This window comes from Delftia sp. RIT313 (assembly GCF_000632165.1).
Taxonomy (GTDB): Bacteria; Pseudomonadota; Gammaproteobacteria; order Burkholderiales; family Burkholderiaceae_C; genus Comamonas; species Comamonas acidovorans.
The window spans coordinates 21,163-43,585 of record NZ_JFYT01000063.1 but is presented as its reverse complement, the minus strand read 5'-3'; the positions used below and the strand labels follow the sequence as shown (position 1 = coordinate 43,585).

At 67.4% G+C, this 22,423-nt stretch carries 23 protein-coding genes; 12 read left to right on the top strand and 11 right to left on the bottom strand.

Annotated features, from left to right (window positions below):
- The first annotated feature begins 85 nt into the window (after positions 1–85).
- The 5 genes from BW39_RS19630 to BW39_RS19610 all read left to right on the top strand — a co-directional run bounded on the left by BW39_RS19630 (position 86) and on the right by BW39_RS19610 (position 3,794).
- The gene (locus BW39_RS19630; protein WP_013803374.1) at positions 86–619 is read left to right on the top strand and encodes a tetratricopeptide repeat protein; all 534 of its coding nucleotides are present in this window, start codon (positions 86–88) and stop codon (positions 617–619) included.
- Positions 620–763: 144 nt separating this feature from the next.
- Positions 764–1,351, top strand: coding sequence for a peptidylprolyl isomerase (locus BW39_RS19625; RefSeq protein ID WP_013803375.1), 588 nt, complete (start codon positions 764–766; stop codon positions 1,349–1,351).
- A gap of 57 nt (positions 1,352–1,408) precedes the next feature.
- The gene (locus tag BW39_RS19620; protein ID WP_013803376.1) at positions 1,409–1,915 is read left to right on the top strand and encodes a peptidylprolyl isomerase; all 507 of its coding nucleotides are present in this window, start codon (positions 1,409–1,411) and stop codon (positions 1,913–1,915) included.
- 164 nt (positions 1,916–2,079) lie between these two features.
- On the top strand, positions 2,080–2,928 hold the full coding sequence (locus tag BW39_RS19615; protein WP_043823794.1) for a UDP-2,3-diacylglucosamine diphosphatase: 849 nt from the start codon (positions 2,080–2,082) through the stop codon (positions 2,926–2,928).
- Positions 2,925–3,794, top strand: coding sequence for a zinc-dependent peptidase (locus tag BW39_RS19610; protein ID WP_043823793.1), 870 nt, complete (start codon positions 2,925–2,927; stop codon positions 3,792–3,794). Before BW39_RS19615 ends, BW39_RS19610 begins: the two co-directional genes overlap by 4 nt.
- Here BW39_RS19610 and BW39_RS19605 read toward each other — a convergent pair.
- A complete protein-coding gene (locus BW39_RS19605) occupies positions 3,785–4,753 on the bottom strand; it encodes a LysR family transcriptional regulator (protein ID WP_043823792.1) in 969 nt (322 codons plus the stop codon). The genes BW39_RS19610 and BW39_RS19605 overlap by 10 nt on opposite strands.
- A 126-nt stretch (positions 4,754–4,879) precedes the next feature.
- Between BW39_RS19605 and BW39_RS19600 the strand changes: the two genes are divergently transcribed.
- Complete coding sequence (locus tag BW39_RS19600) at positions 4,880–5,635, top strand: sulfite exporter TauE/SafE family protein (RefSeq protein ID WP_225614328.1); 756 nt, start codon at positions 4,880–4,882, stop codon at positions 5,633–5,635.
- A gap of 28 nt (positions 5,636–5,663) precedes the next feature.
- Here the strand turns inward: BW39_RS19600 and BW39_RS19595 are convergent, their stop codons facing one another.
- Positions 5,664–6,335, bottom strand: a complete 672-nt coding sequence (locus BW39_RS19595) for an HAD family hydrolase (RefSeq protein WP_043823790.1) — start codon at positions 6,333–6,335, stop codon at positions 5,664–5,666.
- A 167-nt stretch (positions 6,336–6,502) separates the two neighbouring features.
- On the opposite strand from BW39_RS19595, the gene BW39_RS19590 reads away from it, so the two are divergent.
- Both BW39_RS19590 and BW39_RS19585 read left to right on the top strand, forming a co-directional pair.
- A complete protein-coding gene (locus BW39_RS19590) occupies positions 6,503–7,837 on the top strand; it encodes a DUF2325 domain-containing protein (protein ID WP_043823789.1) in 1,335 nt (444 codons plus the stop codon).
- A gap of 57 nt (positions 7,838–7,894) precedes the next feature.
- Entirely contained in the window at positions 7,895–8,107 is a 213-nt protein-coding gene (locus BW39_RS19585; protein ID WP_043823788.1) for a TOBE domain-containing protein, read from the top strand.
- A 122-nt stretch (positions 8,108–8,229) separates the two neighbouring features.
- Here BW39_RS19585 and BW39_RS19580 read toward each other — a convergent pair whose 3' ends face one another.
- Both BW39_RS19580 and mdeB read right to left on the bottom strand, forming a co-directional pair.
- Positions 8,230–10,410 (bottom strand): c-type cytochrome, encoded by a 2,181-nt coding sequence (locus BW39_RS19580; RefSeq protein WP_043823787.1) that lies wholly within the window; start codon positions 10,408–10,410, stop codon positions 8,230–8,232.
- 334 nt (positions 10,411–10,744) lie between these two features.
- Complete coding sequence (mdeB, locus tag BW39_RS19575; RefSeq protein WP_043823786.1) at positions 10,745–13,375, bottom strand: alpha-ketoglutarate dehydrogenase; 2,631 nt, start codon at positions 13,373–13,375, stop codon at positions 10,745–10,747.
- 104 nt (positions 13,376–13,479) lie between these two features.
- Here mdeB and BW39_RS19570 point away from each other — a divergent pair, with 104 nt between their 5' ends.
- Positions 13,480–13,950: an Lrp/AsnC family transcriptional regulator gene (locus BW39_RS19570; protein ID WP_012204416.1), complete on the top strand. Its 471-nt coding sequence runs from the start codon at positions 13,480–13,482 to the stop codon at positions 13,948–13,950.
- Between the two features lie 13 nt (positions 13,951–13,963).
- On the opposite strand, the gene BW39_RS19565 is transcribed toward BW39_RS19570, so the two are convergent.
- The 7 genes from BW39_RS19565 to BW39_RS19535 form a co-directional block, all read right to left on the bottom strand.
- Positions 13,964–14,884, bottom strand: coding sequence for a DUF3014 domain-containing protein (locus BW39_RS19565; protein ID WP_043823796.1), 921 nt, complete (start codon positions 14,882–14,884; stop codon positions 13,964–13,966).
- Between the two features lie 190 nt (positions 14,885–15,074).
- Positions 15,075–15,740 carry an alpha/beta hydrolase gene (locus BW39_RS19560; RefSeq protein ID WP_013803384.1) on the bottom strand — a complete coding sequence of 222 codons (666 nt, stop codon included), beginning with the start codon at positions 15,738–15,740 and terminating at the stop codon, positions 15,075–15,077.
- A 95-nt stretch (positions 15,741–15,835) separates the two neighbouring features.
- Positions 15,836–16,774: a dioxygenase family protein gene (locus BW39_RS19555; protein WP_043823785.1), complete on the bottom strand. Its 939-nt coding sequence runs from the start codon at positions 16,772–16,774 to the stop codon at positions 15,836–15,838.
- 82 nt (positions 16,775–16,856) lie between these two features.
- The gene (arfB, locus tag BW39_RS19550; RefSeq protein WP_017405644.1) at positions 16,857–17,267 is read right to left on the bottom strand and encodes an alternative ribosome rescue aminoacyl-tRNA hydrolase ArfB; all 411 of its coding nucleotides are present in this window, start codon (positions 17,265–17,267) and stop codon (positions 16,857–16,859) included.
- Entirely contained in the window at positions 17,260–18,144 is an 885-nt protein-coding gene (locus tag BW39_RS19545; protein ID WP_043823795.1) for an alpha/beta fold hydrolase, read from the bottom strand. Before BW39_RS19545 ends, arfB begins: the two co-directional genes overlap by 8 nt.
- Positions 18,141–18,584 (bottom strand): type II 3-dehydroquinate dehydratase, encoded by a 444-nt coding sequence (aroQ, locus tag BW39_RS19540; protein WP_012204410.1) that lies wholly within the window; start codon positions 18,582–18,584, stop codon positions 18,141–18,143. Before aroQ ends, BW39_RS19545 begins: the two co-directional genes overlap by 4 nt.
- Before the next feature lie 130 nt (positions 18,585–18,714).
- Positions 18,715–19,080 (bottom strand): hypothetical protein, encoded by a 366-nt coding sequence (locus BW39_RS19535; protein WP_043823784.1) that lies wholly within the window; start codon positions 19,078–19,080, stop codon positions 18,715–18,717.
- Between the two features lie 230 nt (positions 19,081–19,310).
- Between BW39_RS19535 and BW39_RS19530 the strand changes: the two genes are divergently transcribed.
- From BW39_RS19530 to BW39_RS19520, 3 genes are all read left to right on the top strand, one after another.
- Positions 19,311–21,119, top strand: a complete 1,809-nt coding sequence (locus tag BW39_RS19530; RefSeq protein WP_043823783.1) for a glutamine--tRNA ligase/YqeY domain fusion protein — start codon at positions 19,311–19,313, stop codon at positions 21,117–21,119.
- A 130-nt stretch (positions 21,120–21,249) separates the two neighbouring features.
- Entirely contained in the window at positions 21,250–21,966 is a 717-nt protein-coding gene (locus BW39_RS19525; RefSeq protein ID WP_043823781.1) for a class I SAM-dependent methyltransferase, read from the top strand.
- A gap of 91 nt (positions 21,967–22,057) precedes the next feature.
- Positions 22,058–22,375 carry a DUF2322 family protein gene (locus BW39_RS19520; protein WP_043823779.1) on the top strand — a complete coding sequence of 106 codons (318 nt, stop codon included), beginning with the start codon at positions 22,058–22,060 and terminating at the stop codon, positions 22,373–22,375.
- The last annotated feature ends 48 nt before the right edge of the window (positions 22,376–22,423 follow it).

The window sequence follows — 22,423 nt, the reverse complement described above, 5'->3', positions numbered from 1 at the left end:
TGACCCAGCACACCCCTCAGCTACAATTGACCGCAGTATAAGCCCGCGCCGCGGGGCATTCCCCCGAGGCCCCGAAAGCACCTACATGCCTCTACGCAACTCGTTTCGCTCCGCCCTGCGCCTCGCGGCACTGGCGGCCCTGCTCGCAACAGGCCACGCCCACGCCGACGACTATACGGAAGTGAATCAGTTGCTGCGCAACGGCAAGAGCACCCAGGCGCTGGCACGCGCCGATGCCTATCTGGCCAAGAACGCACGCGACCCGCAGATGCGCTTTCTCAAGGCGGTTGCACTGACCGACAGCGGCAAGACAGACGAGGCCATCGCCGCGCTGAACCAGCTCATCGAGGACTATCCCGAGCTGCCCGAGCCCTACAACAATCTGGCGGTCATATATGCCGGCCAGAACCAGCTCGACAAGGCGCGCTCCGCGCTCGAATCCGCCGTGCGCAACAACCCCAACTACGGCGTCGCCTACGAGAACCTGGGCGACATTCATGCCCGCCTGGCCTACGAGGCCTACTCCAAGGCGCAAGGCCTGGATGGCCGCGCGGCCAGCGTGCGTCCCAAGCTCAAGCTGCTGCGCGACCTGCTGGCGCCCGTCACCGCCGCCAAGTAGGCCCCCGGCCCACGCGCGCAGCCCTTGCGCCAGCGCGCGTGCGGCGGTCGATCGGTTCTTGCCATGCCTGGCGCGCACCCGCAGGAACCTGCCCGGTTTTCCCCACTCCATCCCCCAGCCCTTTGGCTCTCACAGGAGATTCGCATGACCACACGCCGCATTGCGTCGCTTTCCCTGGCCGGCATGGCCCTGGCCGCTTCCCTTTTCACCGCCCTGCCCGCCATGGCGCAGAACGCCACGCCCAAGGTGCAGATCAAGACCAGCATGGGCGACATCGTGCTGGAGCTGAACGAAGCCAAGGCCCCCAAGACCGTGGCCAACTTCATGCAGTACGTGCGCGACAAGCACTATGACGGCACGGTGTTCCACCGCGTGATGGACGGCTTCATGATCCAGGGCGGCGGCATGGATGCCAGCCTCAAGGAAAAGCCCACGCGCGCGCCGATTCCGCTGGAGGCGGACAACGGTCTCAAGAATGACCGGGGCACCATCGCCATGGCGCGCACGGGCAATCCCAACTCGGCCACCTCGCAGTTCTTCATCAACGTGGTGAACAACGACATGCTCAACGCGCCCAAGCCTGACGGACACGGCTACGCCGTCTTCGGCCGCGTGGTCCAGGGCATGGATGTGGTGGACAAAATCCGCACGGTGGCCACGGGCAACCAGGGCATGCACCAGAATGTACCCACCAAGCCGGTGACCATCCTCTCGGCCACCGAAGTCAAGTAAACCGCGCGCCGCGCCTTGCGTGGCACGCCCTTCCCCTCCATCCAACAAGGAATCGCCATGAGCAATCCCCAAGTCGAACTCCACATCGCCGACCACGGCGTCATCACCATCGAACTCGACGCCGCCAAGGCCCCGAAGAGCGCAGAGAACTTCCTGGCCTATGTGAACAAGGGCCACTACAACAACACCATCTTCCATCGCATCATCGATGGCTTCATGATCCAGGGCGGCGGCTTCGAGCCCGGCATGAAGCAAAAGGAGACGGACGCTCCCATCGAGAACGAGGCCAAGAACGGCCTGAAGAACGACAAGTACACCCTGGCCATGGCCCGTACCGGCGACCCGCACTCTGCCACCGCCCAGTTCTTCATCAACGTGGCCGACAACGGCTTCCTGAACCACACCTCGCCCAGCGCACAGGGCTGGGGCTATGCCGTGTTCGGCAAGGTGGTCAAGGGCACCGAGATCGTGGACAAGCTGCGTGGCGTGAAGACCGGCCGCAACGGCGGCCACCAGGACGTGCCCAAGGATGACGTGATCATCGAAAAGGCCGTGGCCCTGTAATCAGGCGCTTCCGCACACTCGGCGGCCGTGCCCTTTCGGGTTCGGCCGCCCTGTTGTCCATGCGCATGGCACCAGGCCGTGCGCATGGACAACAGACCCGCTCCAGAGCCGTCCCAAGGCTCCTACAGCCCTTCATGCAGCGCCCTTGCCGGGTGCCCCGTCCCATGGCCCAGACCGCCGCGCCCCGCCCTCTTCCCGTGCCGCCCATTGCGGCCGAGTGGACACTGCCTGCGGGCTGGCGCACGCTGGAGTTCATCTCGGACCTGCATCTGCAGGCCAGCGAGCCCGCCACCGTGCAGGCCTTCCGGAACTACCTGGCCGCCACGCGGGCCGATGCCGTCTTTCTGCTGGGCGACCTGTTCGAGGTCTGGGTGGGTGACGACGCCCTGCTGGAGCCGGGCAGCTTCGAGGCCGAATGCGCCACCGCCATGCGCGCGGCAGCCACCCGCACGCCGCTGTTCTTCATGCAGGGCAACCGCGACTTTCTGACCGGCGCGCAGTTCGATGCGCTGTGCGGCACGACCACGCTGACCGATCCCACCGTGCTTGACTGCGGCGACCAGCGCATCCTGCTCAGCCATGGCGATGCCCTGTGCCTGGACGATGTGGACTACCAGCGCTTTCGCGCCATGGCCCGCTCGGCGGCCTGGCAGGCAGGCTTCCTGGCCCAGCCGCTGCAGGTGCGCCGCGACCAGGCACGCGGCATTCGGCAGGAGAGCGAGTCGCGCAAGCGGGAATCGGACGGCCATGGCGCCGCCATGCCCACCTATGCCGACCTTGACGCGCAGGCCACCCGCAGCTGGCTGCATGCCGCAGGTGCCACCGCCCTGATCCACGGCCACACGCACCGCCCGGCCGACCATGACCTGGGCGATGGCCTGCGGCGCATCGTGCTCAGCGACTGGGATCTGGCGGCGCCCGCGCCCCGCGCCGAGGTGCTGCGCTGGGAGCGCGGCATGGGCCTGCGGCGCCTGCCGCTGTCCGATGTTCTTGAACAGGCCAGCCCGCCATGAGCCTTTGGCAACACCTGGGCCGCTGGGTCCGCAGACTGGGCCGCCGCGCACGCTCCACGGTGTCGCCAGTGCCCGAGATTCCCGCGCCGCTGTGGCTGTCCACGCTGGCCGCCTACCCTTTTCTCGCGTCGCTGACGCTGGAGGAGCAATCCAAGCTGCGCGCCCTGGCCGCCGTCTTCCTGCAGCGCAAGCGCTTCCACGGCGCCCACGGCCTGCAAGTGAGCGATGCCATGGCCCTGGAGATTGCCGCCCAGGCCTGCCTGCCCCTGCTGCACTGGGGCGAGCCGCAGGGCGCGCTGTCCTGGTATGACGACTTTGTCGGCATCGTGGTGCACCCGGGCGATGCCGTGGCACGGCGCCAAAGCATGGACGAGGCCGGCGTCATCCATGACTACGACGAAGTGATCATGGGCGAGGCCATGCATGGCGGCCCCGTCATGCTCAGTTGGCAGGCCATTGGCGCAGGCCGCGGGCCGCATGCCAGCCACCACGGTCACGGCGGCCAGGTAGCCAACGTGGTGATCCATGAATTCGCCCACAAGATCGACATGCGCAACGGCGGTGCCGACGGCTGCCCGCCCCTGCCGCCGGGCTTCATGGGCAGCAGCTCCGCGCGCCAGGCCCGCGAGATATGGCAGGCCGCCTGGGCACCGGCCTACGACGCCTTCCGTGAGCAGATCACCATCGCCGAGCGCTTTGGTGGCGAATGGCCCTGGCTGGACGGCTATGGCGCCACGGCGCCCGCCGAATTCTTCGCCGTGGCCTGCGAGGCCTTCTTCGTGGACCGCGCCCGCTTTGCCCTGGAATTTCCCACGCTGGCGCCGCTGCTGGCTGCGCTCTTCAAGCCGGCCACCAGTCAATCCTGATCGGAGCAAACCTCCTTCAGCGCCTGGGCGAACAGGCGCTGCTCCTCGTACTGCCCGCCCGCCTTGCGCTCGAACAGGGTGATAGGCGGAAGGGTCCAGCCGAAACGGTGGCGCACAATGCCCACGCCCGCGATGCGCACCAGTTCCTCGGCAATGTCGGCCGGCACGATGGACACGGCACGCTCATTGGCCGCCACCAGTTCGCCGATCACCTTGGCCGAGAGTGTTTCCACAAACGGCGGCGGCGGCTCCACGCCCGCGCGCAGAAAAAAGTCGGTGATCTGCTCGCGCATGGGCGTGCGGCGCTGGCCCAGCACCCAGTCAAGCCCCGTGAGCTCGGCCCACTGCAGAGGCCGGCGCCCCAGCCGCGTGGCCAGGCTGCGGTGGGCGATCAGGCGAGGCTCCTGCTCATAAAGCACGCTGTGCCGTATGCCGCTCATGTCCAGCACGGCCGAGGCGCGGCCAATCACGCAGTCCAGCTCATGTGCGCGCAACTTTTGCAGCAGGCGGTCGCTGGTGTCCTCATGCAGCGTGACCGTGATGCGCCGGCCCTGCGGCCGCGTCCTGCCGATGGCATCGGCCAGCATGCGCGCCGGCAGGAAGGGGATGACACCCACCTGCAGGTGCGCCGCACGCTGCTGCCCCACGGCCTCGATGTCGTGGGCCCAATGGTCCAGATCGGCCAGCATGCCCCGGGCGCGCGCCAGCACCAGCGCGCCCAGCTCCGTAGGCTCCATGCCGCGCGCAGAACGCAGGAACAGCGGCGCGCCGAACAACGACTCCAGCTCGGCCAGGGCCTGGGTCACGGCGGGCTGGCTGGTGGCCATGCGCTCGGCCACGCGGGTCAGCGTGCCCAGCTCGCTGATGGAGCGCAGCAGCAGCAAATGCTTCATCTTCAGGCGCGTGGCCATGCGGTGGGCCAGTTGGGCAGCGGACGATGCAGTGCGGTTTTGCGGCATGGATTCAGGCGTGGTGCGGCATAAGCAAAACCATATTGAACAATAAAAACAAACGAATTTCTGCTTATGCATGCGTTCCAGAATTCCTGCGTCTTGCACACCCAAAACGAAAGGACCAGGCAGACCATGGATGGCATGTTTTTCATCATCGCGCTGGGCGCGGCGGCGGCCGGATTCGTGCAGGGCCTGTCGGGCTTCGCCTTCGGCATGGTGGCCATGTCGTTCTGGGCCTGGGTGCTGGAGCCGCGCGATGCGGCCGTGCTCACCGTCTTCGGCTCGCTGCTGGGCCAGGTGCTGTCGGCCATCACCGTGCGGCGCGGGTTTGCGCTGGCAAAGCTGCTGCCCTTCATCCTGGGCGGGCTTGCCGGCATTCCGCTGGGCGTCTTGCTGCTGCCGCACCTGGACATGGCCTGGTTCAAGGCCCTGCTGGGCGGCATGCTGGTGCTGTGGTGCCCGGTAATGCTGCTGTCGGCCCGGCTGCCCAGGCTGGCGCGCGGCGGCCGGGTGGCAGACGGCGCCGTGGGCCTGGCGGGCGGCGTGATGGGCGGACTGGGCGGCTTCACGGGCACGCTGCCCACGCTGTGGTGCACGCTGCGCGGCTACCCCAAGGATGAGCAGCGCTCGGTCATCCAGAACTTCAACCTGTCCATGCTGGCCGTGACCATGGCCACCTACCTGGGCACCGGCATGGTCACGCGCAGCATGCTGCCGCTGTTCGCCATCGTGGCGCCGGCCATGCTCATTCCATCGCTGCTGGGCTCCAGGCTCTATATCGGTATCAGCGAGGCACGGTTCCGGCAGATCGTGCTGGGCCTGCTGTGCCTGTCCGGCGTGGCCCTGCTGGCGTCTTCCGTGCCCGTACTTTTGCAGCGCGTGGCCTGAGCCCAAGCCCCCTTCAGACCACCAGCACCTAGACCGTCTCGGGCACGGACAGCATGTGGACCAGGTGGCGGAAGTCCGTGGCGACCACCTCGGCTCCCGCGTTCTTCAGCAGCTCGGCCTTGGCACCCGCGCCCACACCCACGAATTGCAGCCGCAGTTGCCTTGCGGTGTGCAGATCCCAAAGCCCGTCGCCGAAGGAAACGACCGATGTGATCTGCGATGCATCTCGGCCAGCGCTGGCGGCAGCGATGGCTGCGCTGACGATTTCCTCGCGCGTGGCGAATTCGCTGGCTGTCACCAGCGAGCGCTCGGGGCAGGCAATGCCCGCCGCCGCCAGCTTGGCTTGCGCCAAATGCCGATAGGAACCCGTGGCAAAGGCAAACCGTATCTGGCCGGACTCGGCCAGCTTGGCCATGAAGTCCGCGGCGCCGGCAATCTCCTGCACCTGGGCAGGAACCTTTTCCCATTCGCGGACCAGGGCGCTGACAAAGCGGGCCTCGTCCTCGACGGACGCTTCGCGGCTGTGGGCACGCGCGAAGGCTTCGCGGAAGATGCCTGAATCCGTGTGGTGGCGGTAGCCGCCCCAGTTCTCGTCCACCTCCCGCATGCCAATGGCGCGAAAGGCTGCGCCAAAGCAGCGCTGGTGCGCGGCAACGCTGTCCGTGAGGGTTCCGTCTATGTCGAAGATGTAGATATGCATGGCAGGGAAAAATCCTGGATGGCCGCTCCGCGAATGCTGCGGTGCAGCCAGAGCATGCCGCGCACCCGGACCGAAGCCTCGGTCAACTTTGAAGTCTTCATGCACGCATACGCTATGCTTCATCATATATTACGAACTGCACCAGCCCATCCATGAGAGGCCTTCCGATGTTGACGCCCCCCTTCAAACTCAGCGCAGGCGGCATGGCCGCCCTGGGCGCCGCCGTGTCGGCAGGCGCGTTGCAGTCCGGGGACGGCCAGTGCTGCGGGCACGACCATGTCCGCGAAGAGCATGGCGGCGCAGCGCACGCCCAGGCGCGCACCCGGCTCTATCAGCTGGACACGCATCTGCACTGCTCGGTGATAGGCACCTGCCTGAGCCCGGCCGAGCTGCGCAAGCTGATGGGCAGGCACATGGATATCAAGGGCAAGACCGACCTGGAACTGCACCACCAGGCCGTGGGCCTGGCGCATGAGAACGGCGACCTGTCCAAGGCCATCCACAAGGCGCTGGACCAGCGCCATGCCGCCGTGATCAAGGGCTTTGCCGCCGCCCAGGACGAGGCTGCACTGGAGGCCGCGTGGAAGCAGGCCTGGCAGCAGGGCGAGATTCCGGGCGCCTACTGGGCCCTGCTCACGCACAAGTGCACCAGCTTTGCGCTGCGGCAAATGGCCTTTGGCGAGGTGCACATGCTGTCGCACCTGATGGGATCGGCCAACCGGCATGAACTCAAGCGCTTCGTGGCACTGGAAAAGGAAAACCTGGAACTGCAGGACAAGCTGGAACGCGAACGCCAGCGCCACCACCAATCCCAGCTCGAACGTGATGCGCTGGCCGGCCAGCTGCGCCAGCAGTCCCTGGACTTCGAAGCCCGCCCGTCGCAACTCAGGGCGGGGGCCGCCCCGGGGGGCGAGACCCGCCCCGCCGATGCCGGCGCCCTGGTGGGCATGCACACCGAACGGCGCGAGCGTGCAGAACGCGCTGCCGAACAGGCCTGGGCCGAGGCTGGCCGCCTGCAGCAGATGGCCGAGCAATTGCAGCAGCGCGTGCAATGGCTGGCCGAGGAACTGGCCGCCGCCGAAAAGGAACTGCATCGCGCCGCCACCCAGCCCCAGGCCCCCGATGCCGCGCAGCAGCAGGCGCTGCAGGGCCGCAAGCTGCTCTACGTGGGCGGGCGCCCCAGCTCCACCCCTGCCATACGCGACCATGTACAGCGCCATGGCGGCGAATTCCTGCACCACGACGGCGGACTGGAAACGCGCAAGGGCCTGCTGGCCGCGCAGCTGCCCCGCGTCGACCTGGTGGTGTTCCCCGTGGACTGCGTGGACCATGATTCCGTGGTCAACCTCAAGCGCCTCAGCGAGCGGCATGGCGTGCCCTTCATCGCGCTGCGCACGGCCAGCCTGGCCAGCTTCGCGGCCACCGTGGCGCGCGAGTTGGCACCGCCCGACGCGGGAACCCGCACCACCAGCGCATCACACTTTTGCCTGCGCCACAGTTGATGGTGCCGCGTGGCGCGGACTAACATCCGGTCTTTGCACATCCATCAGGAGTCCAGCATGAAGATCAGCGCGCGCAATGTGCTTTCGGGCACGGTCGTTTCCATCGTCCGGGGTCCGGTCAGCACGGAAGTGACGCTGGAGATCGCCCCCGGCATCCAGATCACTTCGAGCATCACCAGCAATTCGGCCGATGCGCTGGGCCTCAAGGAAGGCGCCAAGGCCTATGGCGTGATCAAGGCCTCGTCCGTGATGATCGGCGTGGACGACTGAAGCCCGGGAAACCAGGCGCGACACGTACGCAAGAAGCACAAGGCCCGGCGCGGGGAATCCAGCGCCGGGCCTTGTGTTTTCAGGATTTAATCAGTACCTCAGTACCTCAGTACCTCTGCATCTCAGTACCGCGCATCGGCCGGCTTCTTGTCCTTGGGCCAGTCCTTGTGCTTGTTGGCAAAGTCCGGGCGCGGCTGGTGGCTGAAGTACTCGGCCACATCCACGGCCTCCTGGTCGCTGAGGCCGCCCTGGCCCAGCGGGAAGTTGCCATGGAAGGCGATGGGCATGTTGCGCTTGACGAAGGCCGCTGCCGTGTAGGTGCGCGCCATGCCCGCGCCGATGTTGAAGGACTCGTCACCCCACAGCGGCGGATAGACCCACTGGCCCTTGGCATTCTTCACGCCCTCGCCCTCGCCGCCATGGCAGACCGCGCACTGGGCCGCATAGACCTTCTTGCCGTTGTCCACGTTAGGCACGATGGACTGGCTGATCTTGCCCACGCCCCGGCCTTCGACCTTGTCTTCGGGTTTGGTTTCGCGGCGCATCCAGTCGAAGTAGGCCACCATGGCCTTGATCTCGTCGGACTCCAGCGGCAGCGGCTTGCCGTTCATGGAGCGCAGGAAGCAGCCATTGATGCGGTCCTCCAGCGTGATGACGCGGCCCGCGCGCGGCGCATAGCCGGGGAAGAAGGCCGAGACACCGATGTAGGGCGAACCATCGGCCACCGTGCCCGCGTTCAGGTGGCAGCTGGCGCAGTTCAGCGCATTGCCCACATTCCTGGGCAGCAGGTCACGCGTCTCTATGTTCAGGCGGGCGCCGTAGACCAGTTGCTTCGCGTTGGATTCGTCCAGCATGGCGGCCAGGCGCGGCGTCTCGAAGGGGCGTGCGCTTTCGCCCTTGGCGTCGACCTGCTTGCGCATGGATTGCACCTCCTTGGCATGGATCTCGCGCGCATCGGCACGGCCCCAGCTCTTGCGGGCGAAGTTGAGGATGTCGGCGATCTCCGCATCTTTGAGCTGTGCGAAGGCCGGCATGGTCAGCGGCCGTGCATGGCTTTGCGTGACGGGAGCCTTCCAGCCCACCAGCATCAGATGGATCAGCGTGGACGGGTCCTGCGACTGCAGCGAGAAATTGCCGGCCAGTGGCGGGAACACGTCCTTCACGCCACCGCCATCGGCACGGTGGCAGTCGGCGCAGAACTGCAGATAGCCCAGGCCGCCCCGGCTGGCGTAGAGATCGGCAGGCACGTCGGAAGACACTGCCGACGTGGCGGACGGCGCATGCCCGGAGGCCTGCGGCGCCGGATGCGGGGCGATGACCGGCCCCGGCCCCTGGGCCACCTGCATGGGCAGATCGTTCTTGCCTGCGGGCAGCGACTTCAGATAAGTGCCAATGGCCAGCAGGTCCGCATCGCTCATGTACTGCGTGCTGTGCTGCACCACATCGACCATGTTGCCGGAGACCGTGCCGTGGCTGTTGCGCCCGGTCTTGAGCAACTGGGCGGTTTCCTCGGGTGTCCACAGATTGCGCAGGCTCAGCGCGCGCCAGTTCTCCACGGTCTCGCCGGCCAGGAAATACTCGCCCTTGCTGCCCTCGCCGGTCATGGTCTTTTCCTGGAAGCCCACGCCGCGCGGCGTATGGCAGGCGCCGCAGTGGCCCAGGCCCTGCACCAGGTAGGCACCCCGGTTCCACTGGGCAGTTTGCTGCGGCTGGGGCTGGAAGGGCGTGTCATCCAGAAACACCCAGTTCCACAGCGCCAGGCCCCAGCGCTGGTTGAAGGGAAAGCCCAGGTCGGACTCCTTGTTGGCCGCCTTCACGGGCGCCACGCCCTGCAGCAGATAGGCGTACAGGGCCTGCATGTCCTCGGCCGTCATCTTGGCGTAGGAGGGATAGGGCATGGCCGGGTACATGTTGCGGCCATCGGCCGCGACGCCCTTGCGCATGGCGCGGTCGAACTGCTCGAAGCTGTATTTGCCCATGCCCGTATCGGCGTCGGGCGAGATATTGGTGGAATATATCTTGCCGAATGGCGTCTCCAGCGCCAGCCCACCACCCATGGGCTGGGATTTATTGCCGGTGTGGCAGGCAACGCAATCTCCCAGGCGTGCGATATATCTGCCGCGATCGACCAGATTTCTTTGCTCCACCGTCAGGTCCGCTGCGTAATCGGCAGGCAGGTCATCAATGATTTGTGGCATTTGCGCATGGTCCACTCCGGGCGCCGGCGCCGAAATGGCCAGTTGCCAGGCGGCGGCCGACAGCGCGGCCACGCACAGCAGGCCTTGCTTGAGCGAGAGTTTCATCGTCTTCGATCCACTGAAATGAATTATTATTGAAAGAGGAAAAACGGATATTGACGAGATATTCAACCCAACACCTGCAGCCATTGCAGCAAATGATCATCTCTTTGCGCAATATCTTCTTATATATACGAATTCTAGTGGTATCTCCCTATTTTTTCCATGCAAGCCGACGAAAACGATAAGCCAATAGCGCATTTAACGCGGGCTTAATCAATGCAAGGAAAAAGCGCGCGCAGCCTCCTCGGGCGCGCACGAAAAAGCGGCCCGCAAGGGGCCGCTGATTTCACCGTCGGTGTATCCGTCAGTGTATGGGGTGGCGGCTCGCCCGCCGGGCTCAGGCCGCCTGGCTGCAGCGGCGCGCCGCCTGCGCCACGCTGTGCGCGTCCACGCCAAAGTGGCCGCGCAACGCGGCACGCGTGTCACTTCGGCCAAAGCCGTCCGTGCCCAGGGTGAGGAATCGCCTGCCTGCGGGCAGGAAGGCGCGCACGGTCTCGGGCACGGCGCGCACATAGTCGGTGGCGGCAATCACCGGGCCCTGCGTGCCGTCCAGCAGTTGGGCGATCCAGGGCTGGCCAGGTGCCTCACCTGCCAGCATGCGCTGCTCGCAGGCCACGCCATCGCGCGCCAGTTCGCTCCAGCTGGTCACGCTGACCACGGTGGCGGCCATGCCCTCGCCGGCCAATTGCTCGGCGGCCTTGAGCACTTCGGTGAGGATGGCACCCGATCCCAGCAAGGTGACATGCTGCGTGGCACGGCCCGCATCGCCAAAGCGGCCGAACACATAGCCGCCGCGCAGCACGCCTTCGGCCGCGCCCGGTGGCAGGTCGGGCTGGGCGTAGTTCTCGTTCATCAGGGTGATGTAGTAGAAAACGTCGCGCTGCTCCACCAGCATCTCGCGCATGCCGGCGTCCAGGATCACGGCCAGTTCGCCCGCATGCGCGGGGTCCCAGGCCTTGCAGTTGGGAATGGTGGCCGCCACCAGATGGCTGGAGCCGTCCTGGTGCTGCAGGCCTTCTCCGCCCAGCGTGGTGCGGCCCGAGGTGGCGCCCAGCAGAAAGCCGCGCGCCCGCTGGTCGGCCGCCGCCCAGATGGCGTCGCCCACGCGCTGGAAGCCGAACATGGAGTAGTAGATGTAGAACGGCAGCATGGCCAGGCCGTGCACGCTGTAGCTGGTGGCCGCCGCCGTCCAGCTGGCGATGGCGCCGGCCTCGCTGATGCCCTCCTCCAGGATCTGGCCGTCCAGTGCCTCGCGGTAGGACAGCACGGAGCCGATGTCCTCGGGCGCGTAGCGCTGCCCCAGGCTGCTGTAGATGCCCACCTGCTTGAACAGGTTGGCCATGCCGAAGGTGCGCGCCTCGTCCGCCACGATGGGCACGATGCGCGGACCCAGCTGCGCGTCCTTGAGCAGGCCGCCCAGCATGCGCACGAAGGCCATGGTGGTGCTCATCTCCTTGCCGGCAGGCGCCAGCGCGAACTGCGCGTACTGCTCCAGGCCGGGCACGGGCACGCGGTCGCACACCGTTTCACGGCGCGGCAGTGCGCCGCCCAGGGCCGTGCGGCGATCGCGCAGGTACTGCATCTCGGCGCTGTCATCGGCAGGTTTATGGAAGGCCAGGCCCTTGGCCTGCTCGTCACTGAGCGGCAGGTTGAAGCGGTTGCGGAACTCGATCAGGTCGGACTCGTCCAGCTTCTTCTGGCTGTGCGTGGTCATCTTGCCCTGCCCGGCCGATCCCATGCCGTAGCCCTTCTTGGTATGGGCAAGGATCACCGTGGGCTGGCCGCGATGGGCGGCAGCCGCTGCATAGGCCGCATGGATCTTCACCAGGTCATGGCCGCCGCGCTTCAAGCGGTCGATCTGCTCGTCCGTCAGACCCTGGGCCAGGGCGGCGAGCTCGGGGTTCTGTCCGAAGAAATGCTCGCGGTTGTAGCGTCCGTCCTTGGCGGCGAAGGTCTGCATCTGCCCGTCCACCGTGCCGCCCAGCGTGCGTGCCAGGGTGCCGGTGAGGTCGCGCGCAAACAGCCCGTCCCAGTCGCTGCCCCACAGCAGCTTGACCACGTTCCAGCCCGCGCCGGCAAACAGCCGCTCCAGCTCATCGACGATGCGGCCGTTGCCGCGCACCGGGCCGTCCAGCCGCTGCAGATTGCAGTTGACCACCCAGACCAGGTTGTCCAGCCCCTCGCGCGCGGCCAGCGTGAGAGCGCTCATGCTTTCGGGTTCGTCCATCTCGCCGTCGCCGAACACGCCCCAGACCTTGCGTTCCTGGCAGTCCAGCAGGCGGCGGTGCGTGAGATAGCGCATGAAGCGCGCGTGGTAGATGCTGCTGATGGGGCCAATGCCCATGGAGCCCGTCGGGAACTGCCAGAAATCGGGCATCAGCCAGGGATGGGGATAGCTGGACAGGCCTTGCGCGCCAGCGGCCGGCGCGCTGATCTCCTGGCGGTAGTGCTGCAGGTCCTGCTCGGTCAACCGCCCTTCCAGGAAGGCCCGCGCATACACGCCGGGCGCGCTGTGCGGCTGAAAGAACACCAGGTCGCCCCGGTGCTGGCCCGGCTCAAGTCCCTCCCGGGCATGGAAGAAATGATTGAACCCGGTCTCGAACAGGTCGGCCGCGCTGGCATAGCTGGCAATATGGCCGCCCAGCTCGCCATAGGCCTGGTTGGCGCGCACCACCATGGCCAGCGCGTTCCAGCGCATGATGGACGCCAGCCGCTCCTCGATGGCCAGGTCGCCCGGAAACACCGGCTGCTGCTGCGCCGCCACGGTGTTCACATAGGGCGTGTTCAGGTCAGGCTGCCAGCCCAGGCGCTGCTCGCGCGCCATGCGCGCCAGCTCTTCCAGCACGAAGCGCGCGCGCTGCGGACCTTCTGTGGCGACCAGGGCCAGAAAGGCCTCGCGCCATTCGGCGGTTTCCTGGGGATCGGTATCGATATCGGCCAGCGCGGCCAGTGGCGTGGGTGCGTTCATGTCCGCCACTTTAGGACTGGCAGGCCGGCATGAGCAGCCGTTCATGGATAAGGAAAACGCCATATTCCAGCATTTCATGCCGGTATTTACATAAAATCCAGCACATGAAACTGGACACCATCGACTTGCGCATTCTGGCCGAGTTGCAAACGGACGGCTCGCTGTCCAACGTGGAACTGGCGCGGCGCGTGCATCTGTCGCCTTCGCCATGCCTGGCGCGCGTCAAGGCACTGGAGAAGGCCGGCGTGATCGCGCGCTATGTGGCGCTGGCCAATGCGTCGGCGCTGGGGCTGGGGCTGAATGTGTTCATCAACATCAGCCTCAAGTCGCAGGCCAAGGAATCGCTGGCCGACTTCGAGCGCCGCATTGCCGAGCACGACGAGGTCATGGAGTGCTACCTGATGAGCGGCGACGCCGACTATCTGATCCGCGTGGCGCTGGCCGACATCGGCGCGCTGGAGCGCTTCATCGTGGAGCAGCTCACCCCGATTCCGGGCATAGAGAAGATCCGCTCCAGCTTCACGCTCAAGCAGGTGCGGTACAAAACCGCCCTGCCCCTGCCTGCGGCGGGTTGATCCGACCCTCGACTCAGCCCGCAGGCTTGGCCATCTCGCCGGTGGCGATGCGGCGGCGCAGCTCGCCCAGCACGGCCTTGAGGCGGCGCTCGTTGTCCAGGCCCACGCGCACCAGCATCTTCTGTCCGCTGGACAGGGCCTGCAGCTCAGGGTCGGCGTACTCGTAGCGCACCCAGGGCTGGATGGAGGGCACCTCGCCCTCCACCTTGGTCAGCCGTACCTGCACCGGGCCTGCAGGCTCGGGCGCGGCGCGCAGGTGGTCTATGACGGCAATGAGGCGATCGTTGAAATAGCGGCTGGGATAGCCCAGGTCTTCATAGGCGGTCTGGAACAGGGGGTACAGCCGGGCATAGAGCTTGACGGCCCCGTCCATGGGAATGGACTCGGCAAAGGTCACAAAGGCCTTGTAGCGTGCGGCGTTGGCGGGGGCGATGGCCTGCGCCTCCCCCGCCTCTGCCGCGCCCTCCACCGTGAAACGCTGAGGCGCCGGGTGCACGGGCCAAAGCCGTGCAGGGGCCTGGGAACGGGTCAGGTTGTCCACGGTGGCCACGGCGCGGCGCACAAAGCCGTCCATCTGCAGAAAGCTGCCTGCCTTGTCACGGCCCAGCAGGCCGTTGAGGGCCTGGGTGACATGGGCGTCGGAGTCCTGCAGCGCGGGCAGGCCGGAGGCGGGCTGCTCCAGCGCATCGACAGGGTTCTGGGGCTCGGTCAGCTCGGGCGCGGGGACGGGTTCAGGTTCGGAGGGCTGGGTGGACTGGGCGGGCGCCTGCGCCACTTCCGGCGGCGCCTCGGGCACGGCGGCGGGACGCCACCAGTACCACCAGGCCGCGCCCCCCAGGGCGGCAGCCGCCAGCACCGCTGCGGCGATGCCGAAAGCCGATGGGCCGGAGGATCTGGCGCGGGGGCGGAAGTCTTGGGGATCGCGTTCTGGCATGGATGGGTCCTTTGGCTTGGGCAGGGGCTGGCAGCTCAGTTGCCGCAGGACGTGCGACAGCAAAGCACAACCAGGGTTCCCCGGCTTTGCTGACACCGGCCCCTGCCTTGTGTTTATAAGCCGCCCCGCTGCCTGCACAGGCCATCGGGCGCGCCAGGCAACAAGGCGTTACCCGGCTTACCCGGCCGTCTCAGCCCTGCGTGCCCAGATCCTGGAGCCAGGCCATGGCGGCCTGCAGCTCGTCAGGGCGGATTTCGTGCATGCTCGGGTACTCGTGGTAGCTCAGTTGCAGCGGCAGGCGCTGCACGTGGCTGCGAATGGCGTGGGCGCTGGTCAGCGGAATGACGTTGTCGTAGGTGCCGTGGCTGACCCAGAGCGACTTGCCGTCAAAGGCCGCATCAGGGGCCTGGTGCGGCAAGGCCTCGGGCAGCAGGCGGCTGTGCCAGCACATGGCGGCGCGCAGCAGCGCGGGCTGGGTCAGCAGCAGGCTGAGCGCCATGATGCCGCCCTGGCTGAAGCCGCCCGCCACGGTTCGCTGGGCAGGGATGTCCAGCCGCGCTCCGGCCTGCTGCACGGTCTGGGCCACCAGGGCGCGGCTGTGCTCTTCCTGCGATGCGTGGATGTGGCGCGTGCCGTTGGCATCCACCGTGAACTGGAACCAGGCATGGGCTGAGGGACCCATGGAAAACGGAGCGCGCAGGCTGAGCACGTGGAACTGCGGCGGCACGAACGATGCGAGGCCGAACAGATCCTGCTCATTGCTGCCAACGCCATGCATGAGCACCAGCAGCCAGGGCTGCTGCCCCGGTGCGGGTTGTGCGGGGCGCTCCAGCGCCACCAGAGGCAGGTCGATCATCACGGACTCCTTGGTTTTTTAGCGATTTCCAGGACCGGGGTGGTCCCGGGCAACGCGCCATTGTGGCGCCTCGCCAAGTCCGCGGCAGCAGGAGGTTATGCCGCCTGCGCGTCCTCGAAGGCCATCGCATCCATGGCCAGGATGGAATACATGACTTCGCGGCTCAGATACCGTGGCCGCGCTGTCGCGCCGGCCGCGCCCAGCGCGAAGTACAGCGGCATGAAGTGCTCTTCGCTGGGATGGGCGCGCCGGGCCGAAGGCGCGCGGGCGCGGTAGTCCAGCAGCGCGGGCAGGTCCTGTGCCTGCAGGCGCGATTCGATCCAGCGGCTGAAATCCTGCACGTAGGGCGAGGAGGCGCTGGAGCCGCCGACGGCATGGTCGTCCTGCAGGCCATCCTGGCTGCGCAGGGCCTGCACGGCGTCGTCCACACGCACCGTGGTCTCGCCCGTGCCGCCCCGGAATTCGCCCAGGTTATGCGTCATGCTGCCGGAGCCAACGATGAGCACGCCCTCATCGCGCAAGCCCGCCAGGGCTGCGCCCAGCGCATGGGTTTCGGCCGGCCCGGCCGAGGCGGGCAGGGACAGCTGCACCACGGGCAGGTCGGCATCCGGCAGCAAATGCATCAACGGCACCCAGGCGCCGTGGTCGAAGGGCCGCTGCGCGTTGGCGCTGGCGGCAATGCCTGCGGCCTGCAGGCGGTCCATGACTTCCTGCGCCAGTTGCGGCGCGCCGGGGGCCGGGTATTGCAGTTCGTAGAGCGCGGGCGGAAAGCCGCCGAAGTCGTGCCAGGTGGAGGGCGTGGCACCGGTCATGACTTCCACGCCCTGCGACATCCAGTGCGGCGACATGACGACCACGCCGCGCAGCGGGCCGTGGGCCTGGCGCAGCGCCCTGCCCCATTGCGCGAGCACGGGGCCGGTTTCACCCGGCTCCAGCGCGAACATGGGCGAGCCGTGGGAGATATAGAGCACGGGCAGCCGGGCACCGGCAGCGGAGGAAACCCGGGGAGAGTGGGGAGCGTGGGAGTCTTGCATTCCCCTAATGTAGGGACGCCCGGGCGCCGCGCCAAGCCGCCAGCGGCAGCACACATTGTTGCGCTGGCCGGGCCAATCCGAATCAATCGTCGCGCGGGCGCCCGCGCAGGGCCTTGGTGGCGCCGTGCCGGCTCTTGCTTTCCAGGCGGCGCCGCTGCGACCCCAGCGTGGGCCGGGTGGCGCGGCGCAGGATGGGCTCGGGATAGGCGGCGGCCACCAGCACGTTGAGCCGCTGCAGCGCGGCGCGCAGGTTCTGCTCCTGCGTACGGTGTTGCTGTGCCTTGATGACGACCACGCCCTCGTTGGTGATGCGGCCGTCGCGCAGGGCCAGCAGGCGCTGCTGCACGGCCTCGGGCAGGCGCGAGGCGCGCACGTCAAAGCGCAGGTGCACGGCGCTGGAGACCTTGTTCACGTTCTGGCCGCCTGCGCCCTGGGCGCGCATGGCGGTCCACTGCACCTCGTGCAGCTCGATGGGCCGCATGCGCTCAGGCATCCAGCGCAGCGGTCAATGCCGCCACAAAGGCATCGGGACGCTCATGCATGACCCAGTGGCCCGCGCCGGGCACCAGCGCCAGGCCGCGGAAGTCGCGCGCATGGCGTGCAAAGGCCTGGGCCAGCTCCTGCATCATCGGGCCCGGGTAGAGCGCGTCGTGCTCGCCATAGATGGCCCATACGGGGCCGTCCACGGCCTGCAGGGCACGCGCCAGCACGTCGGTGTGCGAGAGGCGGCGGCGCGGAAGGCGGTCACGCTCCACGTTGAGCACATGCAGGGCCAGCGTGTCCTCGTCGATGAGGCTGGCGTCATGCAGCATCAGCGCCTGCAGGTTGTAGCGATGGGCCACGGCCTGCGCCTCGGGCGTGGCCAGGTGGCGCCAGCCCTTGAGCCGCACGGCCAGGCCCTTGCCCACGCCCATGCCGGGCGCCCCGGCCAGCACCAGGCACCGGGCCAGCGTGCCGTCGGCGGCGGCCAGCATGCCGGCCGTCATGCCGCCAAAAGAGAAGCCGACCAGATCACACAGCGGGGCGGCGGGCGCACCGTCATCGGCCAGCAGTTGCCGCAGGCCCTGGCGCAGCGGCTCGACCAGGGTGTCGGCATCCTGGCCGCCCGGCACGCCGTCGGAATCGCCGAAGCCGGGCAGGTCGGGTATCCACAGCTGGCGCCCCTGGGCCAGCAGCGCGTCCATGCAGCGCAGCCAGTGCGTCCAGCTGCCGCTGCCGCCGTGCAGCATGACGATGGGCAGCACGCCCGCGCGTGCCTCGCCCCAGACATGCCAGACCATGTGCCCGTCCTCGGGCTGCGCGGCAGACAGCGGCGTAGTCAGGCGCCGCGCCTGGGCGCGCAGGCGCTCAATGGCGGCGGGCGTATTCACCACTGGGCCACGGCGTCAATGGCCAGGCCATAGCCGGCCACGCCAAAGCCGCACATCACGGCGCGCGCGGCGGCCGACAGGTAGGAGTGGTGGCGGAAGCTCTCGCGCGCATGCACGTTGCTGATGTGCAGCTCCACCAGCGGCACGCCCGTGCCCTTGACGGCATCCAGCAGGGCCACGCTGGTGTGGGTGTAGGCGGCGGCGTTGAAGATCAGGCCGGCCAGGCGGCCTTCGGCGTGCACGCGGCCGGCTTCGTGGACCCAGTCCACCAGTTCGCCTTCGTGGTTGCTCTGGCGGAACTCCAGCCCCAGCCCGTAGCGCGCGCAGGCGGCTTCGCACAGCGCACGCACATCGGCCAGGGTCTGGGAGCCATAGATGGCGGGTTCACGCAGGCCCAGCAGGTTCAGGTTCGGGCCATTGAGGACATAGACGGTTTTCACGGCGGGGACACTCCAGGTTTCCAACGGGCTGGATTATGCGGGCCATCCCAGGCCCGGTCTTGGCGCAGGCACCACGGAAAAAGCCGCCCCAAGGGGCGGCAAGAGTCGGTTCAGCGCGGTTCAGCTCAGATCAACGGCGCCAGTGGCCATGCCCGTGGCCATGGCCATGGCGGTACTCGCCACGGTATCCACCCCGGTAGCCGCCACCATAGCCGTATCCATAGCCGGGAACGACCACGACGGGCGGAGCACGGTAGACGGCGCGCGGCGCGTAGTAGACCGGCGGCGGGGGCGCGTAGTAGATGGGCTGGGGCGGTGCCACATAGACGGGGGCAGGCGCGACATAGACGGGCGGGCCATACATGCCCGGCGAATTCAGGCTGATGGACCATTGCACATCGCCCCGGGCCTGGGCGGCGCCCGAAGCCATGAGGGCGGCCAGGGCCAGGCCGGCTGCTGCTGCTTTTGCAACCCACGGGGAAGCTGTCGTTGTCATGGTGTCTCTCCTCGAAGTTGGACAGGCGTGGCAGGCATTGCCGCTGGTGCCGCCTTCCCGCACTTTGGCACAGGGGGACGGCATACGCCCTGCATTCTCAACGCGCGAGAGGGGTCTACGGATGGCAGGCTTTTATACAAGTTTGTTTCCAAATGCCTCAACCCTTGGCTGGCGCGGCTGTCCGAAAGCCGTCCGGAGCGGGTCTGCAGGCGGGCGCCTACAATGCTGCGATGAGCTCTGCTGACGCCTCCCCCATCTCCAAAGATCCGGTCAAACCGAGTAACTTTTTGCGCCAAATCATCGAGGCCGACCTGGCCAACGGTACCCACGCCCAGCGCCGCTGGGGTGGAAGCCCCGGTGATGGCGACCACCACAACCAGGGCCAGGTGGACGTGGCGAAGATCCGCACACGCTTCCCGCCCGAGCCCAACGGCTACCTGCACGTGGGCCACGCCAAGGCCATCTGCCTGAACTTCGGCCTGGCGCGCGACTACGAAGGTGCCTGCCACCTGCGTTTCGACGACACCAATCCCGAGAAGGAAGACCAGGAGTACGTGGACAGCATCATCGATGCCGTCCATTGGCTGGGCTTCGGCTGGAAGGAAGCCGACGGCCACGAGAACCTGTACTTCGCCAGCAACTACTTCGACTTCATGTACCGCGCAGCCGAGTACCTGATCGAGCAGGGCCTGGCCTACGTGGACGAGCAAAGCGCCGACGACATGAAGGCCAACCGCGGCGATTTCTCGCGCCCCGGCGTGGACAGCCCGTTCCGCAGCCGCACGGTGGCCGAGAACCTGGCGCGCTTTCGCGAAATGCGCGACGGCAAGCTGCCCGATGGCGCTGCCGTGCTGCGCGCAAAGATCGACATGGCATCGCCCAACATCAATCTGCGCGATCCCGCCATCTACCGCGTGCGCCATGCCGAGCACCACAACACCGGCAACCAGTGGTGCATCTACCCGATGTACACCTTCGCCCATCCCATCGAGGACGCGCTGGAGCACATCACCCACAGCATCTGCACGCTGGAGTTCGAGGACCAGCGCCCGTTCTACGACTGGCTGCTGGACCATCTGCGCGAAGGCGGCCTGATCGCCGCGCCGCAGCCGCGCCAGTACGAGTTCTCGCGCCTGCACCTGACCTATGTGATCACCAGCAAGCGCAAGCTCAAGCACCTGGTGGACAACGGCATCGTCAGCGGCTGGGACGATCCGCGCATGCCCACCATCGTCGGCCTGCGCCGCCGTGGCTACACGCCCCAGAGCATCCAGGCCTTCTGCGAGCGCATCGGCGTGACCAAGGACTACGCCTGGATCGACTACTCCACGCTGGAAGGCTGCCTGCGCGAGGACCTGGAGAACCAGGCCCATCGCGGCATGGTGGCCCTGGACCCGCTCAAGCTGGAGCTGACCAACTGGGCCGAGGTCTTCGGCAGCGCCGAGCACCTGGAAGCCTGCGAGCTGCCCGCCCTGCCCCACGCCGCCGAAGGCCAGCAGGTGCCGGTGCGCCGCTTCACGCTGGGCCGCGAGGTGTGGATCGAGCGCGAGGACTTCGCCGAAGTGCCGCCCAAGGGCTACAAGCGCCTGTTCCCCGGCAACAAGGTTCGCCTGAAGGGCGGCTACGTGATCGAGTGCACGGGCTGCGAGAAGGATGCCGAGGGCAACGTCACCAAGGTGCTGGCCACCGTGGTGCCCGACACCAAGAGCGGCACGCCGGGTGCGGACAGCGTCAAGGTCAAGGCCGCCATCACCTGGGTGGGCGTGGCCGACGGCGTGCAGGCCGAGGTGCGCCTGTACGACCGCCTGTTCACCGACCCGCAGCCCGATGCGGGCGGCAAGGACTTCCTGACGCTGCTCAACCCGGACAGCCTCAAGGTGGTGACCGCCTATGTGGAGCCTTCGCTGGCCAACGCTCAGCCTGACGACAAGTTCCAGTTCGAGCGCTTCGGCTACTTCGTGGCCGACCGCAAGGACCACACACCGGGCAAGCCCGTGTTCAACCGCGCAACGGGTCTCAAGGACTCCTGGGGCAAGTAGGCGCATGGCCCGTTGACGGGCACCTGCACCGCTCCTCCCCCGAAGATGGCCCACCATCCTGCTTTGCAGGGGTGGGCCATCGCACATGGGCGCTTTTGCAGGGACCGTGGCCTCAGCACAATGCTAGGCCATGAACCAAGCCTTGCCACAGGCGGCTTCCGCCGCCAAGTTCGACACCTCCCGCGCTGCCGAGTACGAAACGCAAAGCCGCATCGCACTGGCCGGCTACGACGCCTGCCACGAGCTGGCCGCCTGCCTGCTGGCCGCCTGCCTGGATGCCGGCCCGAAGTCCGTGCTGATTGGCGGTGCCGGTGGCACGGGCCAGGAGATCCTGGCCACGGCGCGTCTCAGGCCGCAGTGGAAATTCACGGCTGCCGACCCCTCGGCCCCCATGCTGGACCAGACCATGGACCGCATCGCCGCAGCGGGGCTGTCGGCCCAGGTGCAGGCCGCTGCCTGCGCCGTGCAGGACCTGCCGGCCGGCACGGTGTTCGACGCAGCCACGCTGATCGGCGTGCTGCACCACGTCCCTGACGACGCGGACAAGCTGCAGCTGCTGCAGGCCCTGTCGGCGCGGCTGGCGCCTGGGGCGCCCTTCATCCTGGCCTGCAACCGCCACCGCTATGACAGCGAGCCGCTGTTCCTTGAAGCCTGGGCCATGCGCTGGCGCATGGCGGGCGTGGACGAGGCCGCCGTCCATGCGAAACTCGGCAAAATCCGGCAGGGCGCGGTTCCACCGGCCTCGGAAGAGGCGGTGGAGCAGATGCTGGCCCAGGCCGGTTTCGTGCAGCCCAAGCGCTTTTTCTCCAGCCTGTTCTGGTGTGCCTGGATTGCCTTCAAGGCCTGACCACTGAACCACTCAGGCACTGAAACACCAGAACGCCCGGCGCCGGTTGGCCCTTCCCTTTCTCCCTTTTCCCTTTGATTTGCCTTTCAGCATGAACTTCTCCGCACGCCTTCAGCAACTGCCCACCGTCACCCACCTCGCCGCGCTGCAGCTGGCCGACGCCCAGGGCCAGGTCGTGGCCACCATCGAGAACAAGCCCGGCCAGACCGGCTCGCTGGCCGTGTACCACGCGCTGGCCGCGCTGTACGGCGGCACCATCACGCCGGCTGCCGCCGAGCTCGGCCTGGAGTGGTATGCCGAGCACACGCAGGACGCCATCGCCTTCCCCGGCAAGCACCCCAATATCGACCGCCTGCTGGCCTGGTCCAAGGGTGCCGAGAGCTACCAGGCCCGCCTGATCGCGGCTTGATCGCGGCTTGATCGCGGCTTGATCGCGGCCTGATTCAGCCTGGGTAAA